The organism is Sphingomonas sp. Ell38C01 (genome assembly GCF_055231975.1).
The window spans coordinates 655,887-673,243 of record NZ_JBUYVA010000001.1; the positions used below are offsets into that span (position 1 = coordinate 655,887).

The 17,357-nt window shown below is 69.5% G+C and carries 11 protein-coding genes; 4 read left to right on the plus strand and 7 right to left on the minus strand.

Annotation, left to right across the window (positions count from 1 at the left end; genetic code table 11):
* Positions 1-15 precede the first annotated feature (15 nt).
* A complete protein-coding gene (locus ACV7NO_RS03215) occupies positions 16-3,285 on the plus strand; it encodes a TonB-dependent receptor (protein ID WP_463404581.1) in 3,270 nt (1,089 codons plus the stop codon).
* Between the two features lie 11 nt (positions 3,286-3,296).
* Entirely contained in the window at positions 3,297-4,643 is a 1,347-nt protein-coding gene (locus ACV7NO_RS03220) for an amidohydrolase (protein ID WP_463404582.1), read from the plus strand.
* A 368-nt stretch (positions 4,644-5,011) separates the two neighbouring features.
* Here ACV7NO_RS03220 and ACV7NO_RS03225 read toward each other — a convergent pair whose 3' ends face one another.
* Together ACV7NO_RS03225 and ACV7NO_RS03230 are read right to left on the minus strand one after the other, a co-directional pair.
* A complete protein-coding gene (locus ACV7NO_RS03225; RefSeq protein WP_463404583.1) occupies positions 5,012-5,464 on the minus strand; it encodes a MaoC family dehydratase in 453 nt (150 codons plus the stop codon).
* Between the two features lie 173 nt (positions 5,465-5,637).
* Entirely contained in the window at positions 5,638-6,870 is a 1,233-nt protein-coding gene (locus ACV7NO_RS03230; RefSeq protein ID WP_463404584.1) for a histidine-type phosphatase, read from the minus strand.
* A gap of 196 nt (positions 6,871-7,066) precedes the next feature.
* Here ACV7NO_RS03230 and ACV7NO_RS03235 point away from each other — a divergent pair, with 196 nt between their 5' ends.
* On the plus strand, positions 7,067-9,886 hold the full coding sequence (locus ACV7NO_RS03235) for a TonB-dependent receptor (protein ID WP_463404585.1): 2,820 nt from the start codon (positions 7,067-7,069) through the stop codon (positions 9,884-9,886).
* A 46-nt stretch (positions 9,887-9,932) separates the two neighbouring features.
* Here the strand turns inward: ACV7NO_RS03235 and ACV7NO_RS03240 are convergent, their stop codons facing one another.
* Positions 9,933-10,958: a Ca2+-dependent phosphoinositide-specific phospholipase C gene (locus ACV7NO_RS03240; RefSeq protein WP_463404586.1), complete on the minus strand. Its 1,026-nt coding sequence runs from the start codon at positions 10,956-10,958 to the stop codon at positions 9,933-9,935.
* Positions 10,955-12,979, minus strand: coding sequence for a phosphocholine-specific phospholipase C (locus ACV7NO_RS03245; RefSeq protein WP_463404587.1), 2,025 nt, complete (start codon positions 12,977-12,979; stop codon positions 10,955-10,957). Before ACV7NO_RS03245 ends, ACV7NO_RS03240 begins: the two co-directional genes overlap by 4 nt.
* A 108-nt stretch (positions 12,980-13,087) precedes the next feature.
* Here ACV7NO_RS03245 and ACV7NO_RS03250 point away from each other — a divergent pair, with 108 nt between their 5' ends.
* Positions 13,088-13,840, plus strand: a complete 753-nt coding sequence (locus ACV7NO_RS03250; protein WP_463404588.1) for a DeoR/GlpR family DNA-binding transcription regulator — start codon at positions 13,088-13,090, stop codon at positions 13,838-13,840.
* On the opposite strand, the gene ACV7NO_RS03255 is transcribed toward ACV7NO_RS03250, so the two are convergent.
* The 3 genes from ACV7NO_RS03255 to ACV7NO_RS03265 form a co-directional block, all read right to left on the minus strand.
* Positions 13,798-15,117, minus strand: coding sequence for a POT-type proton-dependent oligopeptide transporter (locus ACV7NO_RS03255; RefSeq protein WP_463404589.1), 1,320 nt, complete (start codon positions 15,115-15,117; stop codon positions 13,798-13,800). The two genes, ACV7NO_RS03250 and ACV7NO_RS03255, sit on opposite strands and share 43 nt — an antisense overlap.
* 106 nt (positions 15,118-15,223) lie before the next feature.
* The gene (locus ACV7NO_RS03260) at positions 15,224-15,616 is read right to left on the minus strand and encodes a response regulator (RefSeq protein ID WP_463404590.1); all 393 of its coding nucleotides are present in this window, start codon (positions 15,614-15,616) and stop codon (positions 15,224-15,226) included.
* Complete coding sequence (locus ACV7NO_RS03265) at positions 15,613-17,352, minus strand: sensor histidine kinase (RefSeq protein ID WP_463404591.1); 1,740 nt, start codon at positions 17,350-17,352, stop codon at positions 15,613-15,615. Before ACV7NO_RS03265 ends, ACV7NO_RS03260 begins: the two co-directional genes overlap by 4 nt.
* Positions 17,353-17,357: the final 5 nt, after the last annotated feature.

The window sequence follows — 17,357 nt, forward strand, 5'->3', positions numbered from 1 at the left end:
AACACGATCATGCGGATGGCCAGACTCGCGGCAGGTATTTCGTTGGGGGCGCTTGGCGTGGCGGTGGCGCTCGCGGTTCCATCCACGGCGCAGGCGCAGGTCATCACCGGCGCGATCAACGGGCGGCTGACCGACGAGGCGGGTTCGCCTGCCGGCGGGGTGGCGATCGTGATCCTCCACGTGCCGTCGGGCACCACCACCACCGCGACCACCAGCGCCGACGGCGTGTTCGCCGCGCGCAACTTGCGCCCCGGCGGGCCCTATACCGTCACCGCGACGGCGTCCGATGGCGGCAACAAGACCGTCGAGGTGCCTGCGATCAACACCGGCGACCCGTACCAGGTGAACTTCTCGCTCGGCGAGGAACGCGCCGACATCGTCGTGACCGCGGCATCGGTCGGCGGCGGCGACCTCAAGACCGGGCCATCGTCGAACTTCACCGCCGCCCAGATCCAGACCGCGCCCTCGATCAGCCGCGACCTCAAGGATCTCGCGCGGATGAACCCGTTCGTCGCGATCGATTCGACCAATTCGGATGCGCTGGTGTGCGGCGGCGCGAACAACCGCACCAACTCGCTGACGATCGACGGCGTCCGCCAGAACGACGATTTCGGCTTGCAGGCGAACGGCTACCCCACGCAGCGCTCGCCGATCTCGATCGACGTCGTCGAAACGCTGGGCGTCGAGCTGGCGCCCTACGACGTCAATTACGGCCAGTTCGGCGGCTGCACGCTGAATGCGACCACGAAGTCGGGCGGCAACCGGTTCCATGGCATCGCCTTCTTCGAATATACCGGCGACCGGCTGCGGGGCGACGATTTCCGCTATACCGACTTCCAGAGCGGCACCGACCAGCAGCGGCGACTGACGGGCAAGTTCTACGAGCGCACCTACGGCGGCACGCTCAGCGGGCCGATCATCAAGGATACGCTGTTCTTCACCTTCAACTACGAGAAGTTCGAACGCTCCGAACCCTCGCTCGTCGGACCGACCGGATCCAATTTCGCCAACCAGGTCGCGGGTGTCTCGGTCGCGCAGGCCAACGAGGTGCGGCAGGCGATCCAGCAGGTCTACGGCTTCGATCCGCTCGGCTACGAGGCGACGAGCCTGCCGAGCCGCGACGAGAAGTTCTTCGGCAAGCTCGACTGGAACATCGCCAGCGGCCATCGCGCGACCGTCTCGTACCAGCAGACCAAGGGATCGACGATCCAGTCGAGCGGCAACGTGTTGACCGGCACCTCGACCTCGCTCGGCCTGCTGTCGAAGTGGATCGAGCGCGAGAACAACCTGGCGGTGTACAAGGCGCAGGTCTTTTCCGACTGGACCGACAATTTCAGCACCGAACTCGCTGCGTCGTACAAGAAGATGGACAATCCCGGGCGCCCGCTGGCGGGCAACGACTTCGCGCAGTTCCGCGTGTTCCTCAACGGTACGACCACCGGGCCCAGCGTCTATGGCGGCACCGACGCCTCGTACCAGGCGAATGCGCTGACCACCTACCTCCAGCAATATCGCGCCAAGGCGACGTACACCGCGGGCGCCCACCGGATCACCGGCGGCTACGAGCGCGAGGCGCTCAAGATCTACGACCTGTTCGTCCAGAACGCGAACGGATCCTACGTCTTCAATTCGATCGCGGACCTGCGCGCGCGCAATGCCTCGTCGCTGAGCTATGCCAATGCGGGATCGAACGCCAAGGACGACGCCAGCTTCACCTTCCACACCACCACCAACACGCTCTACCTGCAGGACGAATGGTCGTTGCTTCCCGAGCTGACGCTCAAGGCCGGGCTGCGATACGATTTCTTCCAGCAGTCGGACCGGCCGGCGGAGAATCCGGTGGTGCTCGCGCGCTACGGCATCTCGAACACCGAGAATCTCGACGGCAAGCACATCCTGCAACCACGCGTCGGCTTCAACTGGAAACCCGACCGCACCACCACGATCTACGGCGGTGTCGGCCTGTTCGGCGGCGGATCGCCGACGGTGTGGACCGCGAACACCTATTACAACACCGGCCAGCTGCTCGGGAACGTCGCGTGTACGCGCAACGCCGCCGCGAGCGCGGCGTGCCTCGCCGGGCTGTCGAACGTCGACGGACTGAACGTCAACCAGGCGATCAAGGATCTCAACACGCAGAGCGCGGCGCGCGGGCAGGGGCTCATCAACGCGCTCGACAAAGACTTCAAGCCGCAGTCGTCCTGGAAGGCGTCGATCGGCGCGCAGAAGAGTTTCGACCTCGGCCGCTTCGGCAATGGCTGGAGCGCGGGCGCGGAGTATATCCACACCGAGGTCAAGGATGCGGTGGCGTGGTTCGAACTCTATGCAGGCGCCAACCCGGGCGCACCCGCACCCGACGGTCGACCGACCTTCCTCCGCACCCGCGAGAATCGCAACGACATCTTCGTCACCAATACGCACAGCGGCTATGCCAACCAAGTGGGCCTGTCGCTCGCCAAGCGCTGGACCGAGGGGCCGCTCGACGGCCTCGATATCCAGGTGTCGCAAACGTACATCAATTCGAAGGACATCAACCCCGGCATCACGACGGTCGCGGCATCCAACTATAGCGGGGTCGCGACGTCGAACCCGAACGATCCGGGGCTGGCGACGTCGAATTACGAGTTCCGCAATCTCAGCAAGCTGTCGCTCAGCTACGAACACGCGTTCTTCGGCAAGTACCGCACCCGGCTGATGGCGTTCGGGCAGCGGCGCTCGGGCCTGCCGTTCAGCTATACGTTCGACGTCGGCGCCAACGCCAACCAGGCGGCGGACATGCTGGTCGGCGAGAACGGCGCGCTGGCCGTGCGCAACCGCCAGCTGCTCTATGTGCCCACGGGCTCGACCGCGACGAGCGACCCGATCGTTCGCTATGGCGCGGGCTTCGATCTCGCCGCGTTCAACGCCTTCCTCGATCGCACCGGCCTGCGCGACTATGCGGGCAAGATCGCGCCGCGCAACGCGTTCAAGTCGCCGACGGTGACGACGATCGACCTGCGCATCAGCCAGGAACTGCCCGGCCTGTTTCCCGAGAGCGCCAAGTTCGAAGTGTATCTCGACATCGAGAATCTCGGCAATCTGCTGAGCAGCAAATGGGGCGTGGTCCAGCAGATCCCGTCGCCCTACGTCTCGGCGAACGTCGCGGCACGCAATTGCCAGTTCGTGGGGGTGTGTTCGACGGTCGGCAATTACTACCAGTACGATACGTTCACCGCACGGGCAGCGACCAGCTTCGATGGCCAGTCTGTGTGGCAGATGAAGGCCGGCGCAAGGTTCAAGTTCTGATGGAGGGCAACATGCACGACGACTCTTCCAGCGCGGTGTCACGCCGCGGGCTCCTGACGACCGGGCTGGCGGTCGGGGTCGCCGCAGGGCTTCCCGGCATGGCGACGGCGACGGCGACGAGCACGACCTTCCTGCTCCGCAATGTCGTGTTGGAGACGGGCTATGCCCGCGAGGGCGGCGAGGTGGTCGGCACGCTGACACGCAAGGCCGCGATCCTCGTCCAGAATGGCAGGATCGCACGCATCCTCTCCCCCGATGCCGTACCGCCCGCCGGGGTCGCGGTGCGCGATGGTGGCGGCATGTTGCTGCTGCCGTCGTTTCGCGACATGCACATCCATCTCGACAAGACATTCTACGGCGGGCCCTGGGTGCCGCCGCGCAAGCGCAAGGGGGGCATCGCCGGGCAGATTAGGCTCGAGCAGACATTGCTGCCGCAGATGCTGCCGACGCTGGAGGAGCGCGCGGGCAAGCTCGTCACGCTGCTCCAGACCAACGGCACCACGTTCGCGCGCAGCCAGTGCAACGTCGATCCGGTGATCGGCACGAAGCATGTCGAGATGCTCAAGCACGCGCTCGACCAGCGCCGCGCAGGCTTCGGCTACGAGATCGTCGCCTTTCCGCAACACGGCTTCGTCGCCGCGGACCTTATCCCGACGATGCGCGCGGCGATGGCGGCGGGGGCGACCCATGTGGGGGGGATCGATCCGACAGCGGTCGATGGCGGCATGGAACGCTCGGTCGATGCGATGATGCAGGTCGCGGTCGAGACGAACAAGGGCGTGGATATCCACCTCCACGAACCGGGCGCCAGCGGCATCGCCGCGATCCGCCGGATCGTCGACACCGTCGAGCGCGAGCCGGCGCTGAAGGGCAAGGTGACGATCAGCCACGGCTTCTCGCTGATGTCGCTGCCCGAGCCCGAGGTCGCGGCGCTCGCGGCGCGGATGGCGGCGAGCGGCGTGTCGGTCGCCTCGACGCTGCCGTTCGGCGGGCGGGTGATGCCGATTCCGGTGCTGCTGGCCAACGGCGTGCGCGTCTACACCGGCACCGACAGCGTCATGGATCACTGGTCGGTGTTCGGCAGTGGCGACGTGCTGGAGAAGGCGAAGCTGGCCTGCCAGCTCTACGGCTGGAGCGACGAGTATGCGATTTCCCAGTCGCTGCGCATCGCTACCGGTGGTCCGACACCGCTGGACGCCGCAGGCGAGCAGGCGTGGCCCAGGCCGGGCGATGCCGCGGACATGGTGCTGGTGCCGGCAAGCTGCTCGGCCGAGGCGGTCGCCCGGCAATCGCCGCGGCGCGCCGTGTTTCACGCAGGGACGCTGGTGGCAGGGGCTGTTCCGCCCGGCACGCCTTGATCGGATCGGCGGCCACGCCCGGCAGGCGGCAGGGCGTGAAAGCCTCGGCGTCGCGCTGAACGCCGAACCTGGTCGGGCATTTCGGGCTCGGCGGTGAGCCGGTCGGACTCAAGTCTGCGGTAGACTTGGCAATTCCCGAGTCGGACGAAAGGCTTCCGTCGCAAACGGTATCTCGAATCGGGGCGGGTGCATGACTGGCGACCGCGGAAATCTGGATCCTCGCGATGTCGTGCGTCAGGCGTGTGGCGAGCCGACCGCGGCGGGCCAAGAGCGTTCGGTCGCGCGCCTGCGGTCGTCGAATCCGTGATCCCCAATGTTGACGGCCTTGTGCTCGCCATGCCCCGGCACGAACCGGAGCGAGCGCGGCGTTATGCGGGTTTCGCGAGCATCAGCGCGGCGCGCGTGGTCTGGCAAACGATCTCGTCATGCTGATTCAACCCGATATGTTCGAATGTCACGATCCCTTGGCCGGGCCGCGACTTCGACGGGCGCAGTTCCTTCACCGTGGTTTCCGAGCGGATGGTGTCGCCAGCGAACACGGGCTTCGGGAACGCCGTGTCGGTCATGCCGAGATTGGCGACCGTCGTCCCGAACGTCGTGTCCTGCACGCTGAGGCCGATCACCAGCCCCAGTGTGAAGATCGAGTTCATCAGCGGCCGCCCGAACTCGGTGGTCGCCGCATAGGCATGGTCGATGTGGAGCGCCGCGGGGTTGTAGGTGAGCGACGAGAACAGCATGTTGTCCATGTCGGTGAGTGTCCGGCGGACCTCGTGCGCGAAACGCTGTCCCACCACGAATTCCTCGAAGTACAATCCTGCCATCGTCGATCCTTTTTGACCCGCCAGCTATCTGGCACGGCGCGGGGTCGCCCGCATCGTATTTGCGGTCGAGGATGTCCGGGAGTCCGCATTCGCCCTCCGACAGGCGGAGATTTTCGGTCGTCGGGTCTTCGGAGCCCGCCAGTCCCGGTGCCCCGGATAGCGGCATCGGTCGATCAGGATCGAGAGCGGCCGCCCTCCCGCCGATATCGGGTTGCCGCCAGGCGGGACCGCAGCAGGTGATCGAACGTCGCCAACGGGCAAATGCGTCGACAGCCCCGAATCGAAAGCGGGGAAAGCGTGACGAGCGGGGAGAGCGTGCGCAGCGCCGCGAGCGGCTGCGCCTGGTAGAACAGCCTGACGTAGCGGGCGCCCGAGGTGCGGTCGCGGAGGCGCTCGACCACGATCGCGCCGCCGGGGGCAACGTCGTTCCGCGCATATCCGGGTGCGATCAGGTCGATACCGAGCGTCGCGGCGAGCGCGGTGACGTTGGTATCGTGGCCGACGAGCATATCGAGCGCGGGCCCGTCGCGCTCCGCGAGCGCGGCGAGCATGTGGCGGCCGAGGACGGCGGACTGGTGCGCGGCCATGTAGGGCGCGCGGGTGAACACATCGAACAGCGCGGCGTGGAGCGCGCCGACGCGGCGCAGCGTGGCGGCGTCGGCACGGCCCCAGCCGACCCGCGCGCGGGGGAACCCCTCCGCCTCCTGCAGCAGCAGGACCTGCGCGATGCCCGAGGTCGCGCGGATCGGACCGGTGAGGTCGACGCCACGCCCGTCTCGCGACGGCGTGACCCGCGACGGCCCCCAGTCGGCGCAGGCCATCGGCGGGCGACAGCCGAGCACCCGGTCGAGTTCGCGGATCGCGCCAGCGTGGCGGCGGGCCAGCGTGTCGACGCCGCCCGTGTAGCGCTTGATCGCGGCGACGGCTGTGGGGGCGTCGAAGTCGGTCGCGCCGGCGCGGAGCGGTTCGAAGATCGGATCGATGTCGGATTCGTCGCGGTGCGCGACCGTGATCGCGCATCCCGGCGCGAAACCGCGCGCAAAGGCTTCCGCGCTCTCGATCGTGCGCGATGCGGTGTTGGCGCGCAGCCGGGCCCGGGGGCAACCGGTGTGCGCGACCAGGCCGAGCGTCGTCCAGCGGTGCCGGTCGAACGCACCGAGCAGCGCCATCGCGCGTGCGCCGCGAACGGTCAGTCGGCTTTCGGCGACGGGCCAGCGCGGCCAGGGGCTGGCGGTGCGCGTGGCGTCGGGCACTTCGCCGCCGAGCGGCGCGCGCACGCCGTGGCGCATCAGCACCACGACCTTGTCGAGCGCCAGCGACGCGCGCGCCTGTGCAGGCTGGGGGAGGACGGCTGCGAGGAACGCGGCGCCGCCGACGAGGCGCGCGAGGATCGAAACGTGAGGCATCGCCGTGCGGTGGACGCGAAATCGGACGGGTTGATGACAGTTTCGCAGGAAAACCCCGCCGATCGCTAGAAACCGTCCGTCTAAACCTGAATCCATCAAAACTCCGTCAAATAGTCATCAGCCTGTCATGCGGCGTCTCTAGCGGCCCGTCGCAGCGGAGCCGGAAAGGCTCGCATTTCCAGATCCAGGGGGACTTATGACCGTTTCGACCGTGCGCATCCGCGCGCTCCATCTGCTGTGCACGTCTGCGATCGGCGTGCTGGCGTGCGCCCCGGCCTGGGCCGCACCCGCCGATCCCGTTCCGGCGACCGCAGCTGCCGACCCCGTTACCGCGGACCCCGTTACCGCGGACGAGGAGTCGCGGCAGACCGACATCGTCGTCAGCGGCCGTCGCCAGGCGATCGCGAACGCGCAGGACCAGCAGTTGAAGAGCGAATCGTTCGCGACGATCGTGTCGGGCGAGGAACTGCGCGCGCAGCCGCAGCAGAATCTCGCGGACCTGCTGACCCGGCTGCCCGGGCTGTCGTCCGCGGTCGACCAGTCGCGCAACGCGGCGGGGACGGGCGAGGCGCAGTATCTGTCGATCCGCGGGCTCGACAACGCCTACAACGCGTACATGTTCGACGGCGTCCGGCTGGCGCAGACCGATGCGCGGACGCGCGCGATCTCGATGAACCTGCTCTCGCCGTTCGCGCTGGCCGAAGTGCGCGTCGACAAGGCCCCGACCGCCGCGCTCGACGGCGATGCGATCGCGGGCGTGATCGATCTGCGGACCGCCTCCGCATTCACGCTGCCCGCGCATCATGTCCAGATCCGCGCGCAGGGGCAGGTGGCGGGCCGCGCCGCGGCGCGCGATCGGGATCCGTGGGGCGGGACAGTGCAGGTCGAGACCGCGCAGCGCTTCGGCGATCTCGGCGTCTATGCCTCGGCCTATTATGGACAGAAGAGCATCCTGGGCGAATCGACCGCGATGCAGCACGACTGGGAGAAATATAACACCGCCATTCCGGGCATGATCCGCGACAATCTGGACAATATCGCGCCACGCGGCGTGCAGTGGAACGTGTTCCGCAACAGGATCGAACGGCTGGGCGGCACGCTCAACCTCGACTGGAAGGGCGAGGATCTCGATCTCTATGCGCGCACGACCTATGGCCGCTACAAGCTCAAGAGCTACATGGACCAGACCGCGCTGCGCCAGACCGATCTCGCGCCGGGCCAGATCAACCCCAATCCGGGCAACCGCGGCAGCTATGACGCCGCGGGTTTCCGCGCCGATTACGGCGTGACCGCGACCGCCTATCACCGCACCGAGCATTCGAACCAGGACCTGTTCTCGACGAAGCTGGGCGGCCAGTCGCGCGCGGGGGCGCTGACGTTCGACTATCATGTCGCCTATTCGCGCGGCGAACAGGATTATCCGCTTCGCATCCAGTCGGGCTTCGCGACGCCGCCCTATGTCAACGCGGCGGGCGCCGGCATCGCGACCGAGCGGCTGGTGACCAGCATCGGCGACCGCATCACGCCGCAGGTTGTGCTGAGCGACGGCGCCCGTGCGGCGCTGATCGACCTGACGAAGATGAAGCAGTGGTATGTCACCGCGCAGTTCGAGAATGCGTGGGAAAGCCGCGTCGAGGGCCAGTTCGACGGTAACTGGAAGCTGGCGGACGAAGGGCTGGTGTCGATATCGGGCGGTGCCAAGGTCGAGGCGTCGAAGCGCTATTCGAACAGCCTGGGGGACGACGGCGCGCTGCAGTATTTCTTCCCGCTGGCGAACGGCGCCAACTCGCCGCGCTATGCCGCGACGGGCCCCAGCGTTGCGGACACGCCGGGGACGGTGCTGAACGGGTTCATGCACAACGGCGCGCAGGTGCCGATCAAGCTGCTCGACACCGCCTATATCGAGGAGCAGGTGCGCCGGCTGTCGCTGTCGAAGCTGCCGGGGGTGAACCCCGATCTGTTCAACGAGAACCGGCTGGACGGCAGGGAACAGCGCATCGGCGCCTATGTGCTCGCCAACCTGAAGTTCGGCGACCTCTCGGTGATCCCCGGCGTGCGCTACGAGTATAACCGGTTCGAGGGGACGTATTTCCAGGACCAGGGGACGGCGCGCGCGTTCGTCACCAGCGCGCGCGATTACGACCAGTGGCTGCCCAGCGTGATCGCGTCGCTTCGCCCCGACGACCGGACGGTGTATCGCGCCTCGGTCCGCAAGAGCTATTCGCGGCCGGCGTTCGACCTGCTGCTGGGGCCGACCGAGATCGGGCGCAACGATTCGGGGCAGATCGACTCCGTGTTCATCCCGAACCCCGATCTCGACGCGGTGGAATCGTGGAATTTCGACGCCTCGGTCGAGCATAAGGGCGAGGGCACCGACTTCTTCTCGCTGGGCCTCTACTACAAGCGGCTGAACCACGTGCTGTTCGCGACGGGGACGACCAATGCCGGCGGCGACCTGAACGTGTGGTCGCCCGCGACGCCGACGTCGGTCGACGGGGTCGAGGTGTCGACGCTCGACACCAGCGCCAAGGGCAAGGTTTACGGCGTCGAGGCGGCGGCGCGGTACAGCATCAAGGGGTTGCCGGGGGTGTTCGACGGGCTGGGGCTGGGCGGCAACGTCACCGTCCAGCGCGCGACGGCGCGGGTGCTGGTCAACGGCCAGATGCGCGACCAGCGGCTGACGCAGGCGCCGCGGCTGATGTACAATGCCGAGCTGTTCTACACGCGCGGCGGCGTCTCGGCAGCGGTGAACTACAACTACACTGGCGACCGGTTGTACGACCTGCGCTCGAGCCGGCCGGACACCTATATCCAGCCGGTAGCGAAGATGAATGCGGTGCTGTCCTATGCCTTCGCCAACGGGCTGGCGCTGGGCGTCTCGGTCGAGAACGTGCTCGACGCGCACAACTACTGGGCGACGACGAGCGAGCGGCAGGCGTATCTGTCGAACGATCGCAAGGGCGGCTATGTCGAGACCGGACGCGTGTACATGCTGAACGTCGCGTACAAGTTCTGATGCAGCGCAGGCGCGCGCGTCCCGGCCGGGACGCGCGCGCCTGTCTTCAGCAGCGCGCGGTGACGGGGTCGCAGCGTGCGAAGGCGCCGCCGGGCAGCGCGGCGCGATAGCGGTAGCCGACCGGATCGGGGATGCCGTCATAGGCGTCGGTGCTGATCCACTGCGCACCCGACGCGATCGCGGCGTCGAGCCGGCGGCGGTCGCCCGCGCGGACCTCCGCCATCCCGGCATCGGCGCGGGTGCGCACGAGGAACCCGGCGCCGACGAGGCGGCGGATGCGCGCGCCCTCGGCGACGGGATCCTGGATGTTGAAGACCGCGGCCTCCGGCGCGCTCTCGTCGTAGAAGCCGAACATCGCGCGGCCCGCCAGCGAGGGGTGGTCCGCGCGATACGCCTCCTCGTGCGCGGCCGAGCCGTCGAGGACAAACAGGAAGCGGCCTGCGGCGTGCGCGAGCGACGGCCAGCGATGGGCGCGGACGGCGGCGCGCAGGGTGGAGGCGGCTCCGCGGACCGCGTCGGGTTCGATCAGGCGGTCGCGGCCGATTACGCTGCGGATGTCGCTATCGAGCGCGTCGAGCGCGGCGGCGTCGAACCGCGCGCCGCCCGCGTCCCCCGAGTTGACGAGGACGATCACCGGGGTGTGCGCCGCGTGCGCGTCCGACCAGCGGCGCAGGACGGCGAGGCAGGCGCGGAACGTCGGGCAGTGCGTCTCGGTGTCGAGGCCGGGGATGTGGACGACCTTCGCGCCGGGCGCCGCCATCGCGGCGCGGGTGTCGCGATCGGCGGGGGGGGCATAGGGCGCGGCATAGGCGCCGCCGCGGGGGTCGGGCGCGACGTCGAGCTCGATCTGGCGCAGACCGAGCGCGAGCTGGGTTTCGAGCGGGGGATGGCCATAGGCGAGCGTGGGCCATTCGGCGGGCACCGCGGCGGCGATCCGTGCGCGCGCGGCGGGCGAGGGATAGGGCCGGTAGCTGTTGTGCGAGCCGAGCAGCTGGACCTGGTCGAGCCGCAGGGTCGGCGGCACCGTCGCCGAGGTGGCGAGCAGCGCGAGGAGTGCGATCGTGCGCCTCATGCCGCACCGCCCAGCGCGGGGTCGCTGATGCCTGGCGCGCCGGTTTCCCAATGGCCCGCGAGCCAGTGGGTGGTGTCGCCGGTGGTGACGGTGATGTCGTACCAGCGATGCGCGGGCTGGGGCGCGAGCGCGATCGTCGCGCGGGCGTCCGCGGCGAGCGTGACGCGGTCGACCTCGGGGGCGGCATAGGCGGAGCGCAGCGCGAGCGTCACGGGCGCGGTGCCGCGGTTGCGCAGGCGCAGGATGGTGCGTCCGCGCTCGGACGCGGCGTGCGTCTCGATCCGCGCGGGGCCGGCGACGCTGCGGTGGAAGCCGTTGGGGCCGGTGACGACGAGCGGGCGCGGGGCTGGCCAGCGGTCCGCGAGGGTGCGTCCGGCGCCGACGGTGTAGTGGCGCGGGCTGCCGTCATCGGACGCGCCCGTGACGACGAACACCGCGCCTTGGGCACCGCGATTGTGGAAGGTGAGCGTGCGCGCGTCGCCTTCCCACGCCTGCACCACGTCGAGGTCGTAGGGCAGCGCGCGGGCGGGGCGGGTGCCGGGTTCCTGCCGTGCGGGGGGCGGGGTGGTCGCGACGACGGGCCTGGCCTGCCGGCACGCGACGTCGCTGGCGGCGACATAGCCGGTGGCGGCGGGGAGTGCCGCGAGCCACGCGGTGTCGCGGCGCGCCTCGGGCGACACCGCGAAGTCGAACAGCGAGGTCAGGTCGCCGCAGACGGTGCGCCGCCACGGGCTGATATTGGGTTCCATCACGCCGAAGCGCCTTTCGAGGAAGCGCAGCACCGAGGTGTGGTCGAACAGTTGCGAGTTCACCCAGCCGCCGCGCGTCCACGGCGACACGACGATCAGCGGCACGCGCACGCCGAGCCCGACCGGCTCGCCCGCATGCACCTCGCCGCGCAGCGCGACGGTGCTCGCGCCCATGCCGGGCAGCGTCGCGGGCAGCGGTGGTGGCATGTGATCGAAGAAGCCGTCATTCTCGTCATAGTTCAGGATGAACGCGGTCTTCGCCCACACCGCCGGGTTCGCCCCGAGCGCCGCGACCAGCGCGGCGGTGAGCGCCTGGCCATAGGCGGGCGGCGCGTCGGGATGTTCGGACATGTGGAACGGCGCGACGATCCACGACACCTGCGGCAGCCGGTCCGCCGCGACGTCGGCAGCGAAGGCGCGGACGAGGTGCTCGCCGCGCGACGCATCGGCATTCGCCGCGGTAGAGCCGGGCACCCAGGCGCGGGCGCGGGCATAGGCGGGCGAGGCGGGATCGAGCTTGCGGTACTCGGCGAAATAGCCGAGCGGGTTGTCCGAATAATTGTCGTATTCCTGATAGACGCGCCACGTCACCCCGGCGGCGTCGAGCCGCGCGGCATAAGGCGTCCAGCCGAGCCCCGCGCCGGCATCGTCCTTCGCCATGTCCGCGCCAGGGTTGGGATCGACGCCGTCGTTGGTGACGTTGAACGCGCCCTCACGCCCGACGGTCAGCCCGCTCGTCCCGGTCCAGTGATAGAGGCGGTTCGGCCCCGTAGGGCCGTGGACCGAGGCGTGATAGGCGTCGCCGATCGTGAACTGGTCCGCCAGCGCGTAATAGTAAGCGAGATCGTCGCGGGTCATGTAGCCCATCGCGAACGGGCCTTTCTCGGGCATCCACACGTCCCAGTTTCGCCAGCGCGCGTGGCTGCCCTTCCAGCTGTGGTCGAGCCCCTGCATGCAGCCCGCGCCGGTCGCGCGGGTGTCGAGCCGGAAGGGGCGGACGATCGCGCCGCCGTCCTTCGCGTCCTGCGCCTGCTCCCACACCGTGCGGCCCGAGGGCAGCATCGCGGGGCGCGGATCGCCGAACCCGCGGACGCCGCGCAACGTGCCGAAATAATGATCGAAGGCGCGGTTCTCCTGCATCAGGATCACGACATGCTGGACATCGGCGAGCGAGCCGCGCGGCGTGCGCGACGCGCGCGCGGTCGCCCCCGCGGCGGCGGACAAGGCGGTGCCGGCGACGAAGGCGCGGCGGTGGAGCGTGGGACCGGTCATCCTGCCCGCTTGCGGACGATTGATGACATCCATGTGTAAAATGCGGGATTGTTGACCGGATTGCGGCGACTGCTACGAGATCACCGCGAAAGGGAGAGGCCGCGAATGATGAAGCGCCAACGCCGGCAGGATGCGATCGTCGAACGCCTGGGCGCGGGCGAGGCGCACGGCATCACCGAACTGGCGGCGGCGCTGGGCGTGTCCGACGAGACGGTGCGGCGCGAGCTGCGCGTGCTGGAGGCGGACGGTACGGTGGTGCGCAGCCACGGTGCGGTGCGGCTGGCGCGCGTCGAGGTGGAGGGATCGTTCGCGACCCGTCTGCAACGCAATGCCGAGGCCAAGCAGCGGATCGCCGCCGCGGCCGTGCGATTCGTGGCGGACGGGCAGACGCTGTTCCTCGACGCCAGCACGACCGGGCATTACGTCGCACGGGCGCTCCGCGATCACCGCGAGCTGACCGTCGTCACCAACGCGGTGGGGATCGCGACCGAGCTGGGGGGGCGGGCGGGCAACCGCGTGCTGCTGGCGGGCGGCGAGCTGGATTACGACTATCGCGCCTGCTTCGACCCGACCGCGCTCGACTATCTGGCGCTGTTCACGCCGGCGCTGGCGATCCTGTCGGTCGAGTCGGTGCATCCCGATCATGGCTTCACCGACTATCATGTCGGCGAGGCGGCGGTGTGCCGACGGATGATCGCGCAATCGGCGCGGGTGCTGGTTGCCGCCGATGCGACCAAGTTCGGGCGCTACGGCACGATCCGGGTCGCCGGGTTCGACGCGGTCGATATCCTGGTGACCGACGCGACGCCCGACGACGATTATCGCACCGCGCTGGCGGGGATCGAGCTGGTCGTCGCCTGACGCCGCAGCAGCGGCAGCGCGACGAGCGCCCCCGCCCCCGCGAGCCCGACGTGGAGCAGCCAGAAACGCGGCGCGGGCATCGTGGCATAGGTGGCGCCGAGCCGCCCGACGACGAGATGCGCGACGAAGCCGTGGAGGTAGAAAACGCCCGCCATCAGCCCCCCGCGTCCGGGCGGCGCGGCGGCGGTGATGAGCGCTAGCGCGGCAGGCCACGCCAGCACGATGCCGATGTCGAGCAGCAGCACCGCCGCGACCGGCCCGACGAGCCCGAGCCGCTCGCCCGACAGCGCCAGCATCGCGGTGAGCGCATAGCCGGTGGCGACCGCGGCGCAGCCGAGCGCGAGCTTCGCTGCGGCGGGCGGCTCCCACCCGCGCCGCGCCAGCCGCGGCCAGCTCCACGTCCCCGCGACGACCAGCAGGATCGTGAACAGCCCGTCCGCCGTGGCGAACCACGCGGGCGGCACCGCGAAGCCGGCGACGCGCAGGTCGACCTGCGCGACCGCCCAGACGAGGAAGACATTGGTCAGCTGTTCGTAGGCGCTGAAGCACAGCGTGACCGAGACGACGGCGAGCGCTGCGCGGACGATGCTCGAGTTTGCCGGTAGCCCTTCGATCGCCATGGGGGTCGCGGTGCGCGTGGCGGGCACGGTGCGGAAGATCGCGAGCGCGACTACCATCCCCGCCGCCGCCGCGCCGAACGCATAGGGAAAGCCGGCGCGCGCGGCGAGCAGCCCGCAGACGAACGGGCCGAGCATCGCGCCGATGTTGAGGAAGCCGAGATAGATCAGGAAGGCGCGGTCGCGGCGCGGGTCGCCGCGCGGGTGCGCCGCGCCGACCTCCGCCGCGAGGTTGCCCTTCAGGCAACCGGTGCCGACGACGAGCAGCGCGAGGCCCGCGAGCAGCGCGGCGGGCCGGGTCAGGCAGACATGCCCCGCCGCCATCAGAACGCCGCCCGCGACGATGACCGCGCGCCGGGACCGCAGCCGGTCCGCGAGCAGCCCGCCGAACGGCAGGACGAAATAGGTCAGCGCGCCGTACAGGCCGTAGAGCTGCGAGGCGAAGGCGAGATCGCCGCGCGTGCCGGTCGCCGCCTCGATCGCGCGGCGCAGCGTCACCAGCCCTGCGACATGATCGATGCCGCCCGGCAGGACGACGGTGAGCAGGTAGAGCGTGAGCAGCGCCTTGACGCCGTGGAGCGAGAATCGCTCCCACGCTTCGGTCAGCGCAAGGCGGCCCAACGTGGAGGTGGGCGTGAAGGTGGGCGCGGTTTCCGTCATCGGCGACGCGGTTAGGCGCACAGTGTTGCAGTCCCGCGTCGGCCTTTCCCCTCGATGGCGTCGCGCCGTTGCGCCCGCCCGGTCGGTCCGATCCGATCCGACGCGGTCAGCGCGACGCCCGATGGCGGGCCAGCAGCGCCCGGATCTCGTCGCCCAGCGCCATCGGGTCGAAGGGCTTCACGATCACCCCGATCGCGTCCGAGGCGGCGAAGCGCGCGCGATCGGCCAGCCGGCCGCGTGCGGTCAGGAAGATTACCGGCAGGCCCGCGGTCGCGGCATCGGCGCGCAGCGCGGCCAGCAGGGTCGGGCCGTCCATCCCCGGCATCATGACGTCGAGTACCGCGACGTCCGGCGACGGCCCACCCGCCAGACGCTCCAGCGCATCCGTCCCGCCATCCGCCACCGTCAGCGCGATCGTCGGATCGATCGACAGCGCGATCGACACGATCGTCCGGATGTCGGGATCGTCGTCGACATACAGGATCCGAAGCTGCGTCATGCCGGATCGCGCTTCGGGGGCGGGGCGTCCGCGCCGTCACCGACGCGCGCATCGCGGAGGATCGGGAGCGCGAACGCGAAGCGCGTGCCGCCGCCCGGACGATCCTCGAACCAGATCGTGCCGCCATGGCGCTCCACGATCTCCCGCGAGATCGCCAGGCCCAACCCGGTGCCGCCGCTATCTCGCGCAGCGCGTGCGAACCGGGTGAAGACGCGGTCACGAAAGGCGGCCGGAACGCCCGGTCCACGATCGTCGACGTACAGCGTGGCCCGCGATCCGGCGATCGATATCCCGACCTCTACCGTGGTGCCAGACGGTGCGGCGTGGATGGCGTTGGCAGCCAGATTGACGACGACCTGGACCAGACGATCGGCGTCGCCCGAGACGATCACCGGATCGCCAGCGCACGAACAGGCCAGCGTCACGCCGTGCAGGCGCGCCAGTCCCTCGTCGTCGAGGCATCCCTGATCGAGGACCATGCGCAGGTCGATCGGCAGAAGTGCGATCGCGAAGCTCCCCGATTCGATCTGGTCGAGGTCGAGCACGTCGCTCACCAGCCGGACGAGGCGGCGGCTGCTCGCCTCCGCGATCGCCACCAGGCGTGCGGCGACCGGCGGGATCGGCCCGGTGGCGCCTGCGCTCAGCAATCCGAGCGAACCGACGATCGATGTCAACGGTGCCCGCAGTTCGTGGCTGACCGTCGCCACCAGCTCGTCCTTCGCGCGTTCGATCCGCTTGCGCTCGGAGATGTCGTGGATCGAGACGACGAACAGGTCGCGGCCTCCCGCCTGCATCGCCCCGACCGCGACGTCGGCCGCGATCGCGTGGCCATCGCGGAGCCGGATCGTCTGGTCCGGAAACGATGCCTCGCGGAGCACCCGGATGCGATCGATCCACGCGGCGACGGCACCCGCCGGCCGATCGACGAGCGTCGCGAGGTTGCGACCCCGAAGCTCTTCCGGCTGATAGCCCAGGACCCGCGTCGCCGCAGCATTGGCCGTCTCGACGATCCCGTCGGTGTCGAGGATCAGGACCGCATCGACCGTGGTGTCCAGGATCTTCGCATGTCGCCCGGCGGCCTCGAATGCCTCGACCAGCGCGGCATGCCGCGACCGTCGCAGGTGCCAGACGAGCAGGAGGGTCACGAACAGGGCGCCGACGAAAACCGCGGCGACGGCGACGACGAGGCGGTTCAGCCACGCGCGATCGGCAAGGAAGGCTGCGGTCCGGTCCTGCGACTGGCGTTCCTCGGCGTCGATCATCGCGCCGATCGTGGCGCGCAAGCGGTCCATCACCGGGTTCGCGACACCGGCCAGCGTACGGTGGCGCGCGGCGGCGGGATCGCTGGCATGCAGCGCGATCGTGCGGTCGAGATCGGCGAACCGGCGCGCGGTGAGGCGACGGATCGCGGGCAGGTAGCCGCGCGGTACGTCCGGGTCGTTTGCCGCGCCCGTGGCAGCGAGCTGGCGACGGATCGCCTCGCGAGCGGGCCGGTATGGTTCGAGCGCGGCGGGGTCCGCGGTCAGCGCGAGGTTGCGGACGGCGGCTTCCGCATCCTCCAGGCGTGACAGCAGCATGATCTGATCGATCCGGCGGACATAGGATCGGGCCGCCTGTTCGCGCAGCGCCTCGGACTGCCGGTACTCGCGGTTCACCCACAGGCCCAGCCCCGCCAGCAGCGCCGGAACGCACAGTGCGGCGATCACGAACCGGACGACCGACGGAGGCCGCAACATCAGCG

Excerpts from the sequence above, each read along its gene's own strand:
- ACV7NO_RS03215 (WP_463404581.1), top strand. The coding sequence starts at position 16 with ATGGCCAGACTCGCGGCAGGTATTTCGTTGGGGGCGCTTGGCGTGGCG.
- ACV7NO_RS03220 (WP_463404582.1), top strand. The coding sequence starts at position 3,297 with ATGCACGACGACTCTTCCAGCGCGGTGTCACGCCGCGGGCTCCTGACG.
- ACV7NO_RS03225 (WP_463404583.1), bottom strand. The coding sequence starts at position 5,464 with ATGGCAGGATTGTACTTCGAGGAATTCGTGGTGGGACAGCGTTTCGCG.
- ACV7NO_RS03230 (WP_463404584.1), bottom strand. The coding sequence starts at position 6,870 with ATGCCTCACGTTTCGATCCTCGCGCGCCTCGTCGGCGGCGCCGCGTTC.
- ACV7NO_RS03235 (WP_463404585.1), top strand. The coding sequence starts at position 7,067 with ATGACCGTTTCGACCGTGCGCATCCGCGCGCTCCATCTGCTGTGCACG.
- ACV7NO_RS03240 (WP_463404586.1), bottom strand. The coding sequence starts at position 10,958 with ATGAGGCGCACGATCGCACTCCTCGCGCTGCTCGCCACCTCGGCGACG.
- ACV7NO_RS03245 (WP_463404587.1), bottom strand. The coding sequence starts at position 12,979 with ATGACCGGTCCCACGCTCCACCGCCGCGCCTTCGTCGCCGGCACCGCC.
- ACV7NO_RS03250 (WP_463404588.1), top strand. The coding sequence starts at position 13,088 with ATGAAGCGCCAACGCCGGCAGGATGCGATCGTCGAACGCCTGGGCGCG.
- ACV7NO_RS03255 (WP_463404589.1), bottom strand. The coding sequence starts at position 15,117 with ATGACGGAAACCGCGCCCACCTTCACGCCCACCTCCACGTTGGGCCGC.
- ACV7NO_RS03260 (WP_463404590.1), bottom strand. The coding sequence starts at position 15,616 with ATGACGCAGCTTCGGATCCTGTATGTCGACGACGATCCCGACATCCGG.
- ACV7NO_RS03265 (WP_463404591.1), bottom strand. The coding sequence starts at position 17,352 with ATGTTGCGGCCTCCGTCGGTCGTCCGGTTCGTGATCGCCGCACTGTGC.